The following is a 16,966-nucleotide window of genomic DNA, read 5'->3' on the forward strand; positions in this document are numbered from 1 at the left end:
ATGTTGGGAAAACTCTCTCTTGAGTCGATCCCCCACGATCCGATCGTGCTGACCACCCTGGTCGGCGCGGTTCTTGGTGGCCTGGGCGTCGTCGCCCTGATCACCAAGTTCAAGCTGTGGGGCTATCTGTGGAAGGAGTGGTTCACTTCGGTGGATCACAAGAAGATCGGCGTGATGTACCTCATCGTCGCCTTCGTCATGCTGCTGCGCGGTTTCTCCGACGCCATCATGATGCGTACCCAGCAGGCCATCGCCGTCGGTGGTTCCGAGGGTTACCTGCCGCCGCACCACTACGACCAGATCTTCACCGCCCACGGCGTGATCATGATCTTCTTCGTGGCGATGCCGCTGATCACCGGCCTGATGAACCTGGCCGTGCCGCTGCAGATCGGTGCGCGCGACGTCGCGTTCCCGTTCGTCAACTCGCTCAGCTTCTGGCTGTTCGTGTCCGGTGCGGTGCTGATCATGCTGTCGCTGTGGATCGGTGAGTTCGCTGCCACCGGCTGGCTGGCGTTCCCGCCGTTGTCGGGCATCGAATACAGTCCAAGCGTCGGCATGGACTACTACATCTGGGGTCTACAGGTGGCGGGCCTGGGTACCACGCTCAGTGGTATCAACTTCTTCATCACCATCCTCAAGATGCGCACCCCGAGCATGAAGCTGATGCAGATGCCGGTGTTCACCTGGACCGCCCTGGTGACCAACGTGCTGATCGTCGCGGCCTTCCCGGTGCTGACCATCACCCTGGTGCTGCTGACCCTGGACCGTTACCTGGGTACGCACTTCTTCACCAATGACGGTGGCGGCAACGCCATGCTGTACATCAACCTGATCTGGATCTGGGGTCACCCGGAGGTGTACATCCTGGTCCTGCCGGCGTTCGGTGTGTTCTCCGAAGTCATCGCGACCTTCTCGCGCAAGGCGCTGTTCGGCTACAAGGGCATGGTCTACGCCACCGCCTGCATCGGCGTGCTGTCGTTCATCGTGTGGCTGCACCACTTCTTCACCATGGGTTCGGGTGCCAACGTCAATGCCTTCTTCGGCATCACGACGATGATCATCTCGATCCCGACCGGCGTGAAGATCTTCAACTGGCTGTTCACCATGTTCCGCGGTCGCGTGCACTTCACCAGCCCGGTGCTGTGGACCATCGGCTTCATGGTCACCTTCGTCATCGGCGGCATGACCGGCGTGATGCTGGCGATTCCGGCCATCGACTTCGTGCTGCACAACAGCCTGTTCCTGATCGCCCACTTCCACAACGTCATCATCGGCGGCGTGGTGTTCGGCATGTTCGCCGGCATCACCTACTGGTGGCCGAAGATGTTCGGCTTCCGCCTCAATGAGTTCTGGGGCAAGTGCGCGTTCTGGTGCTGGTTCATCGGCTTCTACGTGACCTTCATGCCGATGTACGTGCTGGGCTTCATGGGCATGACCCGCCGCCTGCAGAGCACCGTGAACCCGGCCTACGAGCCGCTGCTGCTGGTTGCTGCCTGCGGCGCGTTCATCGTCGGCGCCGGCATCCTGTGCCAGATCATCCAGGTGGCCGTGTCGATCCGCGACCGCAAGAAGACCGTCGACCTGACCGGCGACCCGTGGGATGCCCGTACGCTGGAGTGGGAAACCTCCTCGCCGCCGGCCTTCTACAACTTCGCGACGCTGCCGGAAGTCACCGAGCTGGACGATTTCTGGGAGCGCAAGCAGCGGGGTGAAGCCTGGCCGAAGCCGGCCAAGTACACCGACATCCACATGCCGCGCAACACCGGCACGGGCGTTGTCATCGGTGCCTTCAGCCTGGTGTTCGGCTTCGCGATGATCTGGCACATCTGGTGGCTGGCCATCGTCGGCTTCGTCGGCATGATCGCCACGTTCATCTACCGCACCTTCGACCAGGACGTGGACTACTGGGTCCCGGCCGCCGAGGTGGAACGCATCGAGAACGAACACCGCAAGCACCTGGAAGCCCAGGGCCTGGTGAAGTCGGAGCTGAAGGCATGAGCACCAATACCTCGACCCTGAGCCACGGGCACGCCGCGCATGCGGCGGCCCATGGCCATGACGACCACGAGCACCACGATACCGGCGGCAACACCGTCTTCGGTTTCTGGGTGTACCTGATGAGCGACTGCCTCATCTTCGCCTCGCTGTTCGCCACCTACGTGGTGCTGGCAGGCGGTACCGATGGCGGTCCCACCGCGAAGGACCTGTTCGAGCTGCCGTTCGTGGCGTGGGAAACCGCGCTGCTGCTGACCTCGTCGCTGACCTTCGGCCTGGGCATGATTGCCATGCACCGCAAGCAGATGGGCCAGATGTACCTGTGGCTGGGCATCACCTGGCTGCTGGGCTTCGGCTTCATGTGCATGGAAGTGTGGGAGTTCCAGCACCTGATCCATCAGGGCTACGGTCCGGACCGCAGTGCCTTCCTGTCGGCGTTCTTCGCCCTGGTCGGTACCCACGGCCTGCACGTCAGCGCCGGCCTGCTGTGGCTGCTGGTGATGTTCGTGCAGCTGAAGAAGTACGGCCTGACCCCGACCAACAAGACCCGCATGGCGTGCCTGAGCCTGTTCTGGCACTTCCTGGACCTGATCTGGATCGGCGTGTTCTCCGTCGTCTACCTCAATGGAGCGCTGTAATGGCACATGACAACCATGCACACGACCACGGCACCGGCGGCGAAAGCCACGGCAGCGTGAAGTCGTACCTGATCGGCTTCGTGCTGGCGGTGGTGCTGACCGTCATCCCGTTCTGGATGGTGATGTCGGGCGATTTCTCGCGCACCGTCAACGGTGTGGTGATCGCGGTCACCGCGGTGCTGCAGATGCTGGTCCACCTGGTGTTCTTCCTGCACCTGGACCGCTCTTCGGAAAGCCGCTGGAACGTCAACGCTGCGGCCTTCACCGTCGTGGTGATCGGCATCATCGTGATCGGCACCCTGTGGGTCATGCACAACATGAACGTGCACATGATGCACTGACGTCCTCGCGACGTTGCCGCGCAGAAAGGCCGCCCTCGGGCGGCCTTTCTGGTTTTCCGTTGTCCGGTAGTGCCGGCCGCTGGCCGGCAATTGCGGGACGCCGGCCAGCGGCCGGCTCTACCCGTGGTTCCATCCCGTGCGTGGAGGAGACGCTCGCCTCATCCCACCCGGCGCAGGAACTCTTCGGCCTCCATCGGCCGGCCCAGATGGTAGCCCTGCAGCTGGTCGCAGCCGAGCTCGCTCAGGTACTCGCGCTGCGCCTGGGTCTCCACGCCTTCGGCCACCACCTGCAGCTGCAGGGTGCGGCCCAGCGCGATGATCGACGAGACGATGGCGGCGTCCTCGTCATTGCGTTCCAGGTCGTGCACGAACGCACGGTCGATCTTCAGTTCGGTGGCTGGCATCCGCTTGAGGTACAGCAGGCTGGAGTAGCCGGTACCGAAATCATCGATGGCGATGTGCACGCCCATTGCGGTCAGGTCGCTGAGGATCGCCAAGCTGGCATCGACGTCCTTCATCGCCGTGGTCTCGGTGATCTCCAGGGTCAGCCGTGCCGGTTCGATCCGGTGCCGCTCCAGCACCTCGCGCACGCTGTCCAGCAGTGCCGGCGAGGCGAACTGCAGCGGCGACAGGTTCACCGCCATTGTCCATTCCGCATGCCCGGCATCGTGCCATTCCCGCAGTTGCGCGCAGGCCTGGTCCAGTACCCAGTCACCGATCGGCAGGATCAGGCCGCTGCGTTCGGCGATCGGAATGAACACATCCGGCGCCAGCAGCCCCAGCTCCGGGTGCTGCCAGCGCAGCAGCGCCTCGGCGCCGGTGGCCGGTGCGCCCGCGGCCGGAAATTTGGGCTGGTAATGCAGGATCAGTTCGTTGCGGGCGATGGCCTTGCGCAGGTCCTGCAGCAGGCGCAACTGGCGATTGGCACTGAGCTGCATCGAGGGCGTGAAGAAGGTATAGCCGTTCCGCCCGGTTTCCTTGGTGTGGTACATCGCCGCATCGGCGTGCGCCATCAGCTCGCGCTCGTTGCTGGCATCATCCGGGTACAGGGCGATGCCCAGGCTCGCGCTGACCTGCAGTTCGGCCGCATCCAGCGTGAACGGCTCACCGGCGGCGGCAATGATGCGCTCGGCCACCACGACCGCATCGTCGGGAATGTCGATGGCCAGCACGATCACGAACTCGTCGCCGCCGAGGCGGGCGAACGTGTCCTGCGGGCGCAGCAGGCCGCCGATGCGCTGTGCCACCGCCACCAGCAGGCGGTCGCCAAGCTGATGACCATAGGCATCATTGACCGCCTTGAAACCATCCAGGTCGCAGAACATCACCGCCACCGCATGATTGCGGCGCCGCGCCTTCTCGATGGCCTGCTCGATGCGGTCCTGCAGCAGCATGCGGTTGGGCAGCTGGGTCAAGGGATCGTGCAGTGCGGCCTGGATCAGCTTGTCGTTGGCGTGCGCCAGCGAATCGGCCAGCAGCCCGGTGCGCACGCGCATCTGCCGGTCGAACAGCGAGGCCACCAGGGCGATGCCCAGCGTGGCCACGGTGGTGACGATCACCAGCACCGCCAGCCAGCGCGTGTCGATGCCGCCACTGCCGACGGCGCCACAGAGGCTGCCTTCGGGGAAGCGCGCCGCCGCCATGCCGGTGTAATGCATGCCCACGATGGCCAGGCCCATCACCAGCGATGCGAGCGCGCGCAGGCGCAGGGTGTGGCGCTGCTCTGCGCGCAGGCGGAAGGCGATCCACAGGGCGGCGCCAGCGGCACCGATGGCCACCGCGATGGAGGCGGCAAACCAGCCCGGGTGGTAGTCGATGCCGGGCTGCATGCGCATCGCAGCCATGCCCAGGTAGTGCATGGTAGCGATGCCCAGGCCCATCAGCACGGCCCCGGCCAGCAGCCGGCGCCACGGCAGGCTGGGGCGCGATACCAGCCACAGCGCATAGGCCGAGGCACCGATCGAGACCGCCAGCGAGTACAGGGTGATGCTGAGGTCATAGCCCACCGGGATCGGCAGGTCGAAGGCGAGCATGCCGATGAAGTGCATGGACCAGATGCCCAGGCCCATGGCCGCCGCGCCTCCGGCCAGCCACCAGCGCGCCACGCGCCCCTCGGCGGTGGCCAGGCGCCCGGCCATGTCCAGCGCCGTGTACGAAGCAAGAATGGCCACCAGCAGGGAGATGATGACCAGGCTCTGACTGTAACTGCCAGTCATGTTGAATCCAGTGGGGGAGGAAGGGGGGCGCCCGCAAGGCGCACGCCCGCGACCCCTATCGGCGCGGGTGGGCAGGACTTGAGCGGTCGCAGCAGCTGCGACCCGGCTCGGCTATCCTGCCACGCCTGTTCCCGTTGCTGGAAATCCTCCGATGGCCAAAGCCCGCACCGCCTACGTCTGCAATGAATGCGGCGCCGAATTCAGCAAGTGGCAGGGCCAGTGCACCGAGTGCAACGCCTGGAACTCGTTGTCGGAAATCGTGCTGGAGAGCGCGGCGGCGGCCAAGGCGCCGGCCTCGCGCCGGGCGGGCTGGGCCGGCAAGATCGATCCGCCGAAGATCACTGCGCTGAAGGATGTGGAGCAGACCGAGCATCGCCGGGTCTCCACCGGCATCGGCGAGTTCGACCGTGTGCTGGGCGGCGGCCTGGTCGAAGGCGCGGTGGTGCTGGTGGGCGGCGACCCGGGCATCGGCAAGTCGACGCTGCTGCTGCAGGCGGTGGCGAAGATGGCCGCTGAACTGCCTGTGCTGTACGTCACCGGCGAAGAGTCACTGGCGCAGGTGGCTGGCCGTGCGCATCGCCTGGAGCTGCCGCTGGACGGCGTCAATGCGCTGGCCGAGACCGGGGTCGAGTCGATCCTGCAGCATGCCTCCAGGGCTGGGCCGCGGCTGATCGTGGCCGATTCGGTGCAGACCCTGTGGACCGAGAGCCTGACCGCTGCGCCCGGTTCGGTCAGCCAGGTGCGCGAGAGCGCGGCGCGGCTGGTGCGGTTCGCCAAGGAAACCGGCACCGCCGTGTTCCTGGTCGGCCATGTGACCAAGGAAGGCGGCATCGCCGGCCCGCGCGTGCTGGAACACATGGTGGACGCGGTGCTGTACTTCGAAGGCGAGAGCGGCAGCCGCTTCCGCCTGTTGCGCGCGTTCAAGAACCGCTTCGGTGCGGTCAACGAGCTGGGTGTGTTCGCGATGGGCGACAAGGGCCTGAAGGAGGTCTCCAACCCCTCGGCGATCTTCCTGTCCGGCGGCAGCACCCATCAGCCGGGCAGCTGCGTGATGGTCACCCGCGAGGGCACGCGGCCGCTGCTGGTGGAGGTACAGGCGCTGGTCGACGCATCGCCGCTGTCGAACCCGCGCCGTGTCGCGGTCGGCCTGGAGCAGAATCGCCTGGCGATGCTGCTGGCAGTGCTGCATCGCCATGGCGGTGTACTGGTCGGCGACCAGGACGTGTTCGTCAATGTGGTCGGTGGCATCCGCGTCCAGGAGACCGCCGCCGATCTACCGGTGCTGCTGGCGGTGTTGTCGTCGCTGCAGGATCGGCCGCTGGCGGAGAAGACCATCGCCTTCGGCGAGGTGGGCCTGTCCGGCGAGATCCGCCCGGTGCCCAATGGCGAAGACCGCCTGCGCGAGGCCGCCACCCATGGCTTCAAGCGCGCCATCGTGCCCAAGGCCAATGCGCCCAAGGGCGGTTCGGTGAAAGGCATGGAGGTGATCGCGGTGGAACGCCTGTCCGAGGCCATCGACGCGGCGTGATGCCAGCCCTGTAGAGCCGAGCCCACGCTCGGCTGCTTTCTGTGGAGTCGAGCCATGCTCGACTGGTGGTCGAACAGCAGCCGAGCATGGGCTCGGCTCTACAAGTGCCCAATGCAGTAACGGTCAGCTTCACTGTGCTAGTTTTTCCCGCTCGACGAAGTCGCCCTCTGGCGTCTTTCCGTGCCCAGGAGTAAACGATTACATGCAGGACACCGCACTCACCACCCCCAACGCCGAGATCCGTCGTGCCGGGGTCGATCTCAATGGACTGATGACGGTGCTGGGCAAGCACCTGTATTCCACCCCGGTGGTGGCGCTGCGTGAGCTGGTACAGAACGCGCATGACTCGATCATCCGCCGCCGCATCGAGCAGCCCGGCGTTGACGTGCCTTCGCGCATTTCGGTGCAGGTTGATGCCGGTGCCGGCGTGCTGCGCATCACTGATACCGGTGCTGGCCTGACCCGCCAGGAGATCCACGATTACCTGGCCACCGTCGGCGTCGGCTACACCCGTGGCCTGCGCCAGGGCGGAGAGGACGATGAAGGGCTGATCGGCATGTTCGGCCTCGGCTTCCTGTCGGCCTTCGTGCTGGCCCGCCGGGTCAGCGTGCGCACCACCTCTTACCAGACGCCGGATCTGGGCCATCTGTACGTGTCCAGCAACGCCGAGCAATACACCGTCAGCGAAGTGCCTGCACGCGCGGTGGGCACTGAGGTGGAGCTGGAGCTGCATCCGGACTTCCTGCCGCTGGCCAACGAGGCGCGCCTGCATGAGGTGCTGGGCCGCTACTGCGCGTTGCTGTCCGAGCCGATCTTCATCGGTGCTGCGGGCGAGGCGCTCAATCCCGAGCCGCCGCCGTGGCGCGGCCAGGGGGAGGTCGCCGTGCATCCGGTGCAGGCCCGCCGGCAGGCGCTGCAGTTCGCCGCGCGGTTCGAGCACGATTTCGAACCGATCGTCACCGTGCCGTTGCGTGCCGATGGCAACAGCGATGCCACTGGCCTGCTGTGGGTGCAGGACGGCGCCACCTATGGCACCAGCGACAACCGCAACCTGTCGGTGTTCGTGCGTGGGATGCTGCTGGATGACGACGCGCGCGACCTGCTGCCGCCGTGGGCCGGTTTCATCGGCGGGGTGATCGAATCCTCGCGGTTGACGCCCACCGCCAGCCGCGAAGACCTGCAGCGCGATGACCAGTACCGCGCGGTGCAGCATGCACTGCTGGAGGCGCTGATCGACGGCCTGGCCGACGTTGCGAAGCAGCAACCGGAAGCCTGGCGGCGCGTGCTGACCCGCCACAACGAGGCGCTGCTGGGTGCGGCACTGTGCGATGACCGCCTGTTCGAACTGCTGATGGAGCATGTGCGGGTGCCGACTTCGCAGGGCGACCTGCCGGCCAGTGCGCTGCCGGCGCGCGGTGCCGTGCATGTCATCCTCGACAACGGCGGTGGCTTTGAAGAGATGCTGTTCCGCGCGATGGGCGTACCGGTCGCGCATGGCCATCGCTACGCGGTGGTGCCGTTCCTGCGGCGCTGGGCCCAGGCCAAGGGCCTGCGCCTGGTCGAGCTCGGCACCGAGCAGGGCAACCGCGCACTGTTCCGCAGTGATGACAGCCTCGACGAGGCGCAGCTGGCGTGGCTGCGCGAACAGCTGGGCGACGGCGAGCAGCTGCTGCCCGCACGTTTCAGCCCGGAGGCGCTGCCGGTGGTGGTGGTGCCCGACCGCGAGGCCGAGCTGAAGCAACGGCTGGAAGACGACGAGAACGACAAGCGCGTCTCGATGGCCGCGCTGCGCCTGGCGCGACAGTTCACCGCGCGCATCGAATCACGCGCACCGTCGCGGCTGTATCTCAATCTCGACAACCCGGCGGTGCAGGCACTGCTGCGCGCCCAGCGCGAGGGCCACCCACAGGCCGAGGCCGCAGCCCGCCTGCTGCGCTCGCTGAAAGTCATCGTCGCCGCGCAGGGCCGCCCGCTGGCACGCGCGACTGCTACGCCGGGCCCGGATCTCAATGGTGCCTTCACCGATATCGCCGGTGCCCTGCAGCAGATGCTGCGCTGAGCACCGCACCTTCTCATCCAGCCTTCGCTAGACAGGAGCAATTACCCCCATGGACATCTGGAACTGGGTCGAAAAGCTGCAGGGTGACCTGCGCCAGGCCGGCCAGGCGCAGAACGCGCACCTGCTGAACCGCCTCGCCGACGAGGTCAGTGAACTGCAGATCGACCGCGTCGATGCGCTGCTGCCCGAAGCACGCGCCCTGGGCAAGGCACTGGACAACCCGTGGGTTGACGTCTATGTCGGCCACTGGGCGCTGCGCAACCGCGTCGGCAACCGCGTGGAAGGCGAGAGCGCACTCGGCGAAGCCGTAGCGCTGTTCGAGCGCGCGCACCGCGAGGACACCCTGGAATGCCCGCAGTCGATCTGCGTGACCCAGGACCTGGCCGCTTGCTACGGCAACATCGACGGCCCGGGCTGGGTGCCCGAGCGCATCGAGGTCTGCGACGAAACCCTTGGCCGCATCGATCCGAGCTGGGCCTGTTTCCAGTGCCTGAGCTGCGAGAAGGCCGATGCGCTGCTCGATGATGGCCGTGGCCAGGCGGCGCTGGATTACCTGCAGGTGCAGGCCGATGCCGTGGAAGCCTGTGGCAAGGAAGTGTTCGACAGCTTCCCGGAGATGCAGATCAAGATCCTGCTGGGCATGGGCCGTGCCGATGAGGCACTGGCGCTGATCGAAAAACGGGAAGCCGAAGTTGCTGCGTCCGGAGAGTACGAGCCGGCCAACTGCACGGTGCCGCGTCGCTTGTCCAAGGCCTGGGCGCTGGCCCAGCTTGGCCGCGACGAAGAGGCGCTGCAGCAGCTGGTGCCGTGGAGCGAGCTGACCCCGAACTACTGGCGGCTGTGGGCAAACACCGCCGCAGCACTGTGCCAGCGTGATCCCGCGCGCAATACGTGGGATCTGGGCACGCGCTTCAACACCATCATCGAGCACTTCGCACGGGTCGGTTCGCACCGCCTGCTGATCGAAGTCGCGGCGTTGAGCCTGGAACTCGCCCTGCAGCGTGGCGCGCGCTGGGTCGCACTGCGGCAGCTCGAACTGGCCCGCACCCATCTGGCGCAGCTGCGCCAGGATCGGGGTGCCGCGGCGCTGGTGGCCGGCCTGGCCGCGCGCATCGAGGCATTGCCGGACGTCGCGCCGCTGCCGGTGCCGGCGGGCGAGCTGCTGGCATGGCTGGACGCGCAGGGCGAACAGAACCAGTCGCGCGATCCCGAGCGCGAAGCGCAGTGGTTGCTGCAGGCGCATGCCGAGCTACCCGATGACGAGGCGCTGGCCGACATGGCCGCCTCGGCACTGAATGCCTGCGGCGCGCAGGCCGAGGCGCGGTCGCTGCTGTGGCGGTTCGTACGCGGCCATGTGCAGCACGATGGCCCCGCGGCCTACACGCTGATGCGCTGGCTGGCCGAACAGGGCGACGACGACGGACTGCGCCAGCTGGCCGATCTGTATCGCGGCAGCGTGCCAGTGTTCGCGCACTGGTGCGAGGTGCAGCGTGCACGCCGCGTGTCCGACTGGCCGGCGCTGGAGCAGGCGGCCCGATCGCTTCTGGAGCTGTCTCCGGGCTCGCACGGCGCGCGCGGCACGCTGGCGCGCATGTACATGGAAACCGGCCGTTTCAGCGAGGCCCAGGCCTGTTATGCACAGCTGGTGGAGCTGCTGGACGAGCCCAATGCCGCGCATTGGGACCACATGAGCGCAGCCAGCGCCGCGCGCGACTGGGACGCCGTGCGCCGCTCGGCGGCGGCGCTTGGCATGGAATTGTCCAGCCAGGACGGCGTGGTAGAGGAGCCGTGGGGCTGGGTGATCATCCGCAGTGAAGAAAACGGCGAGCCGATGGAGTACTACGCCCGTCGCAGCGGTCCGGTGACCGCGCGCATCGTCGAGAACGCGCCGTCCAACCGCGCCCAGCAGGTGGGCGACTGGGTGGTGTTCGATGCCGCGCTGGTGCATCCGGCACCAGAGGAGGAGGAAGCACGCGAGCATTTCATCCCGACCTATGCGCAGGTGCATGTGCTGGAGCGCGGCGGCTTCGCCCGCAGCTGGATGATCGATGGCGCGCACCCGGGCGAAGATGCCTGGAATGCCTTCGTCGAGGCGGCCGAAGCACAGGGCTGGAAGGTGTGGTCACACAGCCGGCCGGACTACACCGTCACCGACCCCGATGTGGAAGAGGGTACGCTGCCCGGCCTGCTGTTCACCGTGGCCCAGCCGCAGGACCACGCACCGCTGGCACTGCACCGCTTCCTGCAGCAGCACACCGCGACGTGGCCGCATCCGCATTGCTGGCTGCGCCTGGCTGAAGCCTGTGACCAGGATCGCCAGCCGCATCTGGACGTGATCGAGCGTTACGGGTTGTAGGCCGGATATCGGGTAGTGCCGGCCGCTGGCCGGCAGCACCGGGAGATCCTGTATTGCCGGCCAGCGGCCGGCACTACCTCAGGGAAAAATACATGCGAAAGACAGGGATGTTGATGATCGCCGGGCTGCTGCTGGCCCCTGCCGTGCAGGCGTCACCCGCCTGCCAGGAACCAGAGGCGGTGGCCCGCGCCTTCTACGCGGCAACGACGGGCGATGGTGATCTGCTGGAGCCACCCCCGGCGCTGGTCAGCCCTGCCTTCGGCAAGGCACTGCGTGGAGAGCGCGCCTGCCAGCAGCGCGAAGAGGGCATCTGCACCATCGATTCGGATCCGTGGCTGGATGCGCAGGACGGTGACATCGAAACCCCGGTGCGCTACAGCTGGAAGGAGGCTTCGGCCTCCGCCGGCCAGGTCGAGATGCGCTATTCGGTGTGGAAGAAGGCCTACCTGACCCGCCTGCCGATGGTGCGCCACGGGCAGGGGTGCTGGCAGGTTGATGACATCGTCACCAACAGTGGTCGTTCGGTGCGGACGATCCTGGCCCAGCCTTGACGGTAGCGCCGGTGGGTGCCGACCGTTGGTCGGCACACCGCCTATCGCGAATGCCCGAACACCAGTTCGATCACGAACTGGCTGCCGAAGAAGGCCAGCAGCAGCAACAGCATCGCCGCCAGCGTCCAGTGCACCGCCTTCATGCCGCGCCAGCCGTAGCGCCGGCGGCCGATCAGCAGCACGCCGAACACGATCCACGACAGCACGCTCAGCACGGTCTTGTGCACCAGCTTCTGCGCCAGCAGGTCGTCGACGAACAGCACCCCGGTGACCAGGGTCAGGGTCAGCAGCGCGAAGCCGACGGTGATCACCCGGAACAGCAGTGATTCCAGGTCGGCCAGCGGCGGCAGTGCCCGCAGCCAAGGCCGGAACTCGCGGCGGCGCAGCGCGCGTTCCTGCAGCCACAGCATGATCGCCAGCAACGCGGCGATGCTCAGCGTGGCGTAGGCCAGCAGGGCCAGCCAGGCGTGGCTGGCCAGGCGCCAGCCCAGTACCTTGCTCGGTTCGTGGCCGTAACCATGGTAGGCCAGCAGCAGCACGGCGGCCAGCGGGAACACCACCACGCCCAGCGCCGACATCCGCCCGCGCGCGCCGACCAGCGACGTCAGCCAGGCCATGCCCAGGCCGACCAGCGACAGTGCGGCGAAGAAGTGCATGTCCGGCCCGCCGTTGGTGCGCATCGCCACCATCACGTGGTAGCCGCCGTGCAGCAGCATGGCGGGCAGGGCCGGCCACAGCCAGATGGGGGAGCCGGTCGTCTCATCGCGGCCAAGCGCGCGCACCAGCAGGGCACTGGCAGCCAGGTAGAGCAGGACGGCGATGAGAACGATTGTCATCGTTGCAGTTTCGCATACCCCCGTGATGCTGGCGACGGCCCCGTGGCCGCAGTCCGGGGAGACAGCCGGACCCGTTATACTGCCTGCCTTATTGTCCCCCGCTTTCAGACAGGTTGCGCCGCATGTTCGAGTCCCTGACCCAGCGCCTTTCCGGCACCATCGAGCGCCTGCGTGGCCGTGGCCGCCTGACCGAGGAGAACATCCGCGAGGCGACCCGCGAAGTGCGCATCGCGCTGCTCGAGGCCGACGTTGCGCTGCCGGTGGTGCAGGCCCTGATCGAGCGCATCAAGGTGCGCGCGGTCGGCCAGGAAGTGCTGAAGTCGCTGACCCCGGGCCAGGCGCTGATCAAGGTCGTGCGCGACGAGCTGACTGCGGTGATGGGCGCCGAAGCCAGCGACCTGAACCTCAATGTGCCCGCTCCGGCCATCATCCTGATGGCGGGCCTGCAGGGCGCCGGCAAGACCACCACCGTGGGCAAGCTGGCCAAGCACCTGAAGGAAAAGCGCAAGAAGAAGGTGATGGTGGTCTCGGCCGACGTCTACCGTCCGGCCGCGATCGAACAGCTGAAGACCCTGGCCGAGCAGGTCGGCGTGCTGTTCTTCCCGTCCAGTGCCGACCAGAAGCCGGAAGCCATTGTCCGCGCCGCCATCGACGATGCACGCAAGTCGTTCGTCGACGTGCTGCTGGTCGATACCGCCGGCCGCCTGGCCATCGACGAAGCGATGATGGCCGAGATCAAGGCCCTGCACGCTGCGGTGAATCCGGCCGAAACGCTGTTCGTGGTCGACGCCATGACCGGCCAGGACGCGGCCAATACCGCCAAGGCCTTCGGCGATGCCCTGCCGCTGACCGGCGTGGTGCTGACCAAGACCGACGGTGACGCCCGCGGCGGCGCCGCGCTGAGCGTGCGCTACATCACCGGCAAGCCGATCAAGTTCGTCGGTGTCAGTGAAAAGCCGGAAGGCCTGGACGTGTTCCACCCGGACCGTATCGCCAGCCGCATCCTCGACATGGGCGACGTGCTGTCGCTGGTCGAGCAGGTCGAGCAGCAGGTCGACAAGGACAAGGCCGCCAAGCTGGCCGAGAAGGTCGCCAAGGGCAAGAAATTCGACCTGAACGACATGCGTGACCAGCTGGAGCAGATGCAGAACATGGGCGGCATCGGCGGCCTGATGGACAAGCTGCCGGGCCTGGGCAACATCCCCGACCATCTGAAGCAGCAGGTCAGCCAGGGCAAGGAAGTGCCGCGCATGATCGCCATCATCAGCTCGATGACCAAGAAGGAACGGCGCAATCCGAACCTGCTCAACGGCTCGCGCCGCGCGCGCATCGCCAAGGGCTCGGGCGTGACGCCGGCCGACGTCAACAAGCTGATGAAGCAGTACATGCAGATGGAAAAGATGATGAGCAAGATGGCCGGCGGTGGCATGAAGGGCATGTTGCGCAGCATGAAGGGCATGATGGGCGCCATGGGCGGCCGCGGCATGCCGTTCCGTTGATGACGGCCCCGTCCGCAATCTGATGTAGCGCCCGGGCCCACGCTCGGGCGGCGGCGCACAAGCGCCGCAGCAGGCCGTCGGGCAGCAGGCTCGACTCTTCCCCTGTCCTGCGCGCACCATGGGGGCCTGTCCGAAACGATGGGCCGTCATGCAGAGTTCCGCTGTAGCTTCCCGCGCCGAGGCGTTCTGCCGGCGCTTTGGCGTTTCCGTTCCGATCCTGCTGGCACCGATGGCCGGTGCCTGCCCGGTACCGTTGTCGGCTGCGCTGGCCAACGCCGGCAGCATGGGCGCAATGGGCGCGGTGTTGTCCTCTTCGGCCGATATCGGTCGCTGGATGGATGACTTCCGCGCAGCCTCCAGCGGTCCGGCGCAGGTGAACCTGTGGATGCCGGACCCTGTACCTGCCCGTGACGTTGCCGCCGAGGCCGCCAGCCGCGCCTTCCTCGCGCAATGGGGCCCGGAGGTGCCGGCCAGCGCCGCCGACGCCACGCCGGCCGACTTCGAAGAACAGTTCGCCGCACTGCTGGCGGCGCGTCCTGCGGTGGCCTCGACCATCATGGGCGTGCTGCTGCCGCGCCACGTGCAGCAGTTGAAGGACGCCGGCATCGCCTGGATCGCCTGTGCCACCACCTTGTCCGAAGCGCGCGCGGCACAGGACGCCGGCGCCGACGCGGTGGTGGCGCAGGGCGCGGAGGCCGGCGGCCATCGGGGTTCCTTTGATCCGGCGATGGCCGAGCGCCAGCTGGTGGGACTGTTTGCGCTGCTGCCGCGCCTGGCCGATCAGCTGCAGATTCCGGTGATTGCCGCCGGCGGCATCGCCGATGGCCGTGGCATCGCTGCCGCACTCACCTTGGGTGCCAGTGCGGTGCAGATCGGCACCGCCTTCCTGCGCACGCCGGAAGCGGCGATCGCTTCGGCGTGGGCCGATGGGCTGGCCGCCAGCGAACCGGAAGATACCTGGCCGACCCGCGCCTTCAGTGGTCGCCTGGGCCGTGGCCTGGCGACGCCCTATGTGCGCGCCGCTGCCGCAGAAGGCGCCCCCGCGCCGCGTCCATACCCGGTGCAGCGCGGCCTGACCGCCCCGATGCGCAGGCAGGCGGCGCAGGACAATCGTCTCGCAGCGATGCAGGCCTGGGCCGGGCAGTCGGCGTGGATGGCACCGGCGCAGCCGGCCGCCGACGTGCTGCGCGGCATGTGGGAACAGGCGCAGGCACTGCTGCCATGATGGTGAGCTGCAACGGCCGGGCGGCGCAGGTGAAGGATCTCCTGCCGGCGCTGGTGAATTACGGCCACTTCACCTCGCTGCAGGTGCGTGGTGGTGCAGTGCAGGGGCTGGACCTGCATCTGGCGCGGCTGTCACAGGCTACGCGCGAACTGTTCGGCAGCGAACTGGACACGGTGCAGGTACAGGCATGGATGGCGCAGGCATTGCAGCAGTCAGGGCAGGTCGATGCCTCGCTGCGGGTGACGGTGTACTCGCGCCGCTTCGATTTCCGCAATCCGCTGGCGGCGGTGCCGGTGGACGTGCTGGTGGCGGTGTCAGCGCCGGTGACGCTGACCGTCGCCAAGCGCGTGCGCAGCGTGGCCTGGCAGCGTGAACTGCCGCAGATCAAGCACGTCGGCACGTTTGGTTTGTTCGCCGAACGCCGCGCGGCGCTGGCGGCCGGATTCGACGATGCGCTGTTTGTCACCGCCGATGGCGACGTGAGTGAAGGCAGCACCTGGAACCTGGCCGTGCACGATGGTGAGCGGCTGCTCTGGCCACAGGCGCCGGCCCTGCGCGGGACTGCCGAGGCACTGCTGAAGCAGCATTGGCCGGGACCTCAGGTCACTCAGCCGCTGCCGCTGGCCGATCTGGCCGGCGTGAAGGCGGCTTTTGCCTGCAACGCCAGCGGCCTGTGGGCGCTGGAGGCCATTGACGGGCATGTCCTGCCCGGCTCGCAGGCGCTGGCTGAACAGGGCAGGGTGGTGCTGGCGGCGGTGGCCTGGCAGGGATTGGGGTCAGCCCGCTTTTGCGGCACAAAAGCGATCTGACCCCCCGGGGTTGGCCCGGCCGCGATCTGCCGCTATAATCGCCCGCTTACCTCGCCATCCTGGCGACTGGGCAATAGGAAAAACACCATGGTCAAGATCCGACTGACCCGCGGCGGCGCCAAGAAGCGTCCGTTCTACCACATCATCGTCACCGACGTGCGCAGCGCGCGCGACGGCCGCAACATCGAGCGCGTTGGCTTCTACAACCCGGTCGCCCAGGGCGCCGAGAAGCGCATCGAGCTGGACCTGGCCCGCGTTGACCATTGGGTCAAGAACGGCGCCCAGCCGACCGACAAGGTCCGCAACCTGATCAAGGAAGCGACCAAGTCCCAGGCCGCTGCGGCCTGATCCTGACGGGCCACGCTTCGGCGTGGCCCTCTTGGTTGACGCAGATGAAAGATATCGAGCGCCGCATCCTGCTGGGCAGGGTTGTCGGCGCTTTCGGTGTGCGCGGCGAAATCAAGCTCGAGTCCTGGACCGAGCCTCGTTCCGCCATTTTCCGTTACCAGCCGTGGATCGTGCGCAGCCCGTCCGGCGTGGAAACCACGGTTGAGGGTGTACGCGGCCGCGACAGCGGCAAGCACCTGGTGGCCCGTTTTCCCGGGGTCGAGGATCGCGATGTGGTCGAAGCGATGCGCGGCACCGAGATCTACGTGGCCCGCAGTGCCCTGCCGCCGCCGAAGCCCGATGAGTATTACTGGGTGGACCTGGAAGGCCTGGATGTGAAGACCACCGAGGGCGTTGCCCTGGGCCAGGTCTCGCATCTGTTCAGCACCGGCGCCAATGACGTGGTGGTGGTCCGGGGTGATCGCGAGCGGATGATTCCGTTCGTGCAGCCGGACTTCGTCAAATCCGTCGATTTCGAGGCCAACCTGATCGTGGTCGACTGGGACCCCGAGTTCTGAGTGTGAGC

At 67.1% G+C, this 16,966-nt stretch carries 14 protein-coding genes; 12 read left to right on the forward strand and 2 right to left on the reverse strand.

Annotated elements, in window-relative coordinates; genetic code table 11:
- Genes cyoB through cyoD form a run of 3 tightly spaced genes read left to right on the forward strand, consistent with a single transcriptional unit; the run spans position 1 to position 2,974 of the window.
- Entirely contained in the window at positions 1-1,998 is a 1,998-nt protein-coding gene (gene cyoB, locus AC5P8U_RS09750) for a cytochrome o ubiquinol oxidase subunit I (protein ID WP_088496440.1), read from the forward strand.
- Positions 1,995-2,633 (forward strand): cytochrome o ubiquinol oxidase subunit III, encoded by a 639-nt coding sequence (cyoC, locus tag AC5P8U_RS09755; RefSeq protein WP_005408583.1) that lies wholly within the window; start codon positions 1,995-1,997, stop codon positions 2,631-2,633. The genes cyoB and cyoC overlap by 4 nt, the downstream gene beginning before the upstream one ends.
- Positions 2,633-2,974: a cytochrome o ubiquinol oxidase subunit IV gene (cyoD, locus tag AC5P8U_RS09760; RefSeq protein WP_005415725.1), complete on the forward strand. Its 342-nt coding sequence runs from the start codon at positions 2,633-2,635 to the stop codon at positions 2,972-2,974. Before cyoC ends, cyoD begins: the two co-directional genes overlap by 1 nt.
- A gap of 158 nt (positions 2,975-3,132) precedes the next feature.
- On the opposite strand, the gene AC5P8U_RS09765 is transcribed toward cyoD, so the two are convergent.
- The gene (locus AC5P8U_RS09765) at positions 3,133-5,190 is read right to left on the reverse strand and encodes a putative bifunctional diguanylate cyclase/phosphodiesterase (protein ID WP_252745493.1); all 2,058 of its coding nucleotides are present in this window, start codon (positions 5,188-5,190) and stop codon (positions 3,133-3,135) included.
- A gap of 151 nt (positions 5,191-5,341) precedes the next feature.
- On the opposite strand from AC5P8U_RS09765, the gene radA reads away from it, so the two are divergent.
- The 4 genes from radA (at position 5,342) to AC5P8U_RS09785 (ending at position 11,684) form a co-directional block, all read left to right on the forward strand.
- The gene (gene radA, locus AC5P8U_RS09770) at positions 5,342-6,718 is read left to right on the forward strand and encodes a DNA repair protein RadA (RefSeq protein WP_005408586.1); all 1,377 of its coding nucleotides are present in this window, start codon (positions 5,342-5,344) and stop codon (positions 6,716-6,718) included.
- A gap of 202 nt (positions 6,719-6,920) precedes the next feature.
- Complete coding sequence (locus AC5P8U_RS09775) at positions 6,921-8,777, forward strand: ATP-binding protein (protein ID WP_088496954.1); 1,857 nt, start codon at positions 6,921-6,923, stop codon at positions 8,775-8,777.
- Between the two features lie 49 nt (positions 8,778-8,826).
- The gene (locus AC5P8U_RS09780; protein WP_065178089.1) at positions 8,827-11,133 is read left to right on the forward strand and encodes a tetratricopeptide repeat protein; all 2,307 of its coding nucleotides are present in this window, start codon (positions 8,827-8,829) and stop codon (positions 11,131-11,133) included.
- A gap of 92 nt (positions 11,134-11,225) precedes the next feature.
- Positions 11,226-11,684, forward strand: a complete 459-nt coding sequence (locus AC5P8U_RS09785) for a YqhG/Tai3 family protein (RefSeq protein WP_334271954.1) — start codon at positions 11,226-11,228, stop codon at positions 11,682-11,684.
- Between the two features lie 41 nt (positions 11,685-11,725).
- On the opposite strand, the gene AC5P8U_RS09790 is transcribed toward AC5P8U_RS09785, so the two are convergent.
- Positions 11,726-12,520, reverse strand: a complete 795-nt coding sequence (locus tag AC5P8U_RS09790) for a cytochrome C assembly family protein (protein WP_005415730.1) — start codon at positions 12,518-12,520, stop codon at positions 11,726-11,728.
- Positions 12,521-12,642: 122 nt separating this feature from the next.
- On the opposite strand from AC5P8U_RS09790, the gene ffh reads away from it, so the two are divergent.
- From ffh to rimM, 5 genes are all read left to right on the forward strand, one after another.
- Positions 12,643-14,019 carry a signal recognition particle protein gene (gene ffh / locus AC5P8U_RS09795; RefSeq protein ID WP_005408591.1) on the forward strand — a complete coding sequence of 459 codons (1,377 nt, stop codon included), beginning with the start codon at positions 12,643-12,645 and terminating at the stop codon, positions 14,017-14,019.
- A 148-nt stretch (positions 14,020-14,167) separates the two neighbouring features.
- Positions 14,168-15,244 carry an NAD(P)H-dependent flavin oxidoreductase gene (locus AC5P8U_RS09800; RefSeq protein WP_072166886.1) on the forward strand — a complete coding sequence of 359 codons (1,077 nt, stop codon included), beginning with the start codon at positions 14,168-14,170 and terminating at the stop codon, positions 15,242-15,244.
- Positions 15,241-16,053: an aminotransferase class IV family protein gene (locus AC5P8U_RS09805; RefSeq protein ID WP_072166885.1), complete on the forward strand. Its 813-nt coding sequence runs from the start codon at positions 15,241-15,243 to the stop codon at positions 16,051-16,053. Before AC5P8U_RS09800 ends, AC5P8U_RS09805 begins: the two co-directional genes overlap by 4 nt.
- Before the next feature lie 87 nt (positions 16,054-16,140).
- The gene (rpsP, locus tag AC5P8U_RS09810; RefSeq protein WP_005415733.1) at positions 16,141-16,401 is read left to right on the forward strand and encodes a 30S ribosomal protein S16; all 261 of its coding nucleotides are present in this window, start codon (positions 16,141-16,143) and stop codon (positions 16,399-16,401) included.
- Between the two features lie 44 nt (positions 16,402-16,445).
- Positions 16,446-16,958 (forward strand): ribosome maturation factor RimM, encoded by a 513-nt coding sequence (rimM, locus tag AC5P8U_RS09815; RefSeq protein WP_005415734.1) that lies wholly within the window; start codon positions 16,446-16,448, stop codon positions 16,956-16,958.
- Positions 16,959-16,966: the final 8 nt, after the last annotated feature.

This window comes from Stenotrophomonas sp. YJH_SMC_81 (assembly GCF_059370875.1).

Excerpts from the sequence above, each read along its gene's own strand:
- AC5P8U_RS09780 (WP_065178089.1), top strand. The coding sequence starts at position 8,827 with ATGGACATCTGGAACTGGGTCGAAAAGCTGCAGGGTGACCTGCGCCAG.
- AC5P8U_RS09800 (WP_072166886.1), top strand. The coding sequence starts at position 14,168 with ATGCAGAGTTCCGCTGTAGCTTCCCGCGCCGAGGCGTTCTGCCGGCGC.
- AC5P8U_RS09785 (WP_334271954.1), top strand. The coding sequence starts at position 11,226 with ATGCGAAAGACAGGGATGTTGATGATCGCCGGGCTGCTGCTGGCCCCT.
- cyoD (WP_005415725.1), top strand. The coding sequence starts at position 2,633 with ATGGCACATGACAACCATGCACACGACCACGGCACCGGCGGCGAAAGC.
- AC5P8U_RS09775 (WP_088496954.1), top strand. The coding sequence starts at position 6,921 with ATGCAGGACACCGCACTCACCACCCCCAACGCCGAGATCCGTCGTGCC.
- rpsP (WP_005415733.1), top strand. The coding sequence starts at position 16,141 with ATGGTCAAGATCCGACTGACCCGCGGCGGCGCCAAGAAGCGTCCGTTC.
- AC5P8U_RS09765 (WP_252745493.1), bottom strand. The coding sequence starts at position 5,190 with ATGACTGGCAGTTACAGTCAGAGCCTGGTCATCATCTCCCTGCTGGTG.
- radA (WP_005408586.1), top strand. The coding sequence starts at position 5,342 with ATGGCCAAAGCCCGCACCGCCTACGTCTGCAATGAATGCGGCGCCGAA.
- ffh (WP_005408591.1), top strand. The coding sequence starts at position 12,643 with ATGTTCGAGTCCCTGACCCAGCGCCTTTCCGGCACCATCGAGCGCCTG.
- cyoC (WP_005408583.1), top strand. The coding sequence starts at position 1,995 with ATGAGCACCAATACCTCGACCCTGAGCCACGGGCACGCCGCGCATGCG.
- cyoB (WP_088496440.1), top strand. The coding sequence starts at position 1 with ATGTTGGGAAAACTCTCTCTTGAGTCGATCCCCCACGATCCGATCGTG.
- AC5P8U_RS09805 (WP_072166885.1), top strand. The coding sequence starts at position 15,241 with ATGATGGTGAGCTGCAACGGCCGGGCGGCGCAGGTGAAGGATCTCCTG.
- AC5P8U_RS09790 (WP_005415730.1), bottom strand. The coding sequence starts at position 12,520 with ATGACAATCGTTCTCATCGCCGTCCTGCTCTACCTGGCTGCCAGTGCC.
- rimM (WP_005415734.1), top strand. The coding sequence starts at position 16,446 with ATGAAAGATATCGAGCGCCGCATCCTGCTGGGCAGGGTTGTCGGCGCT.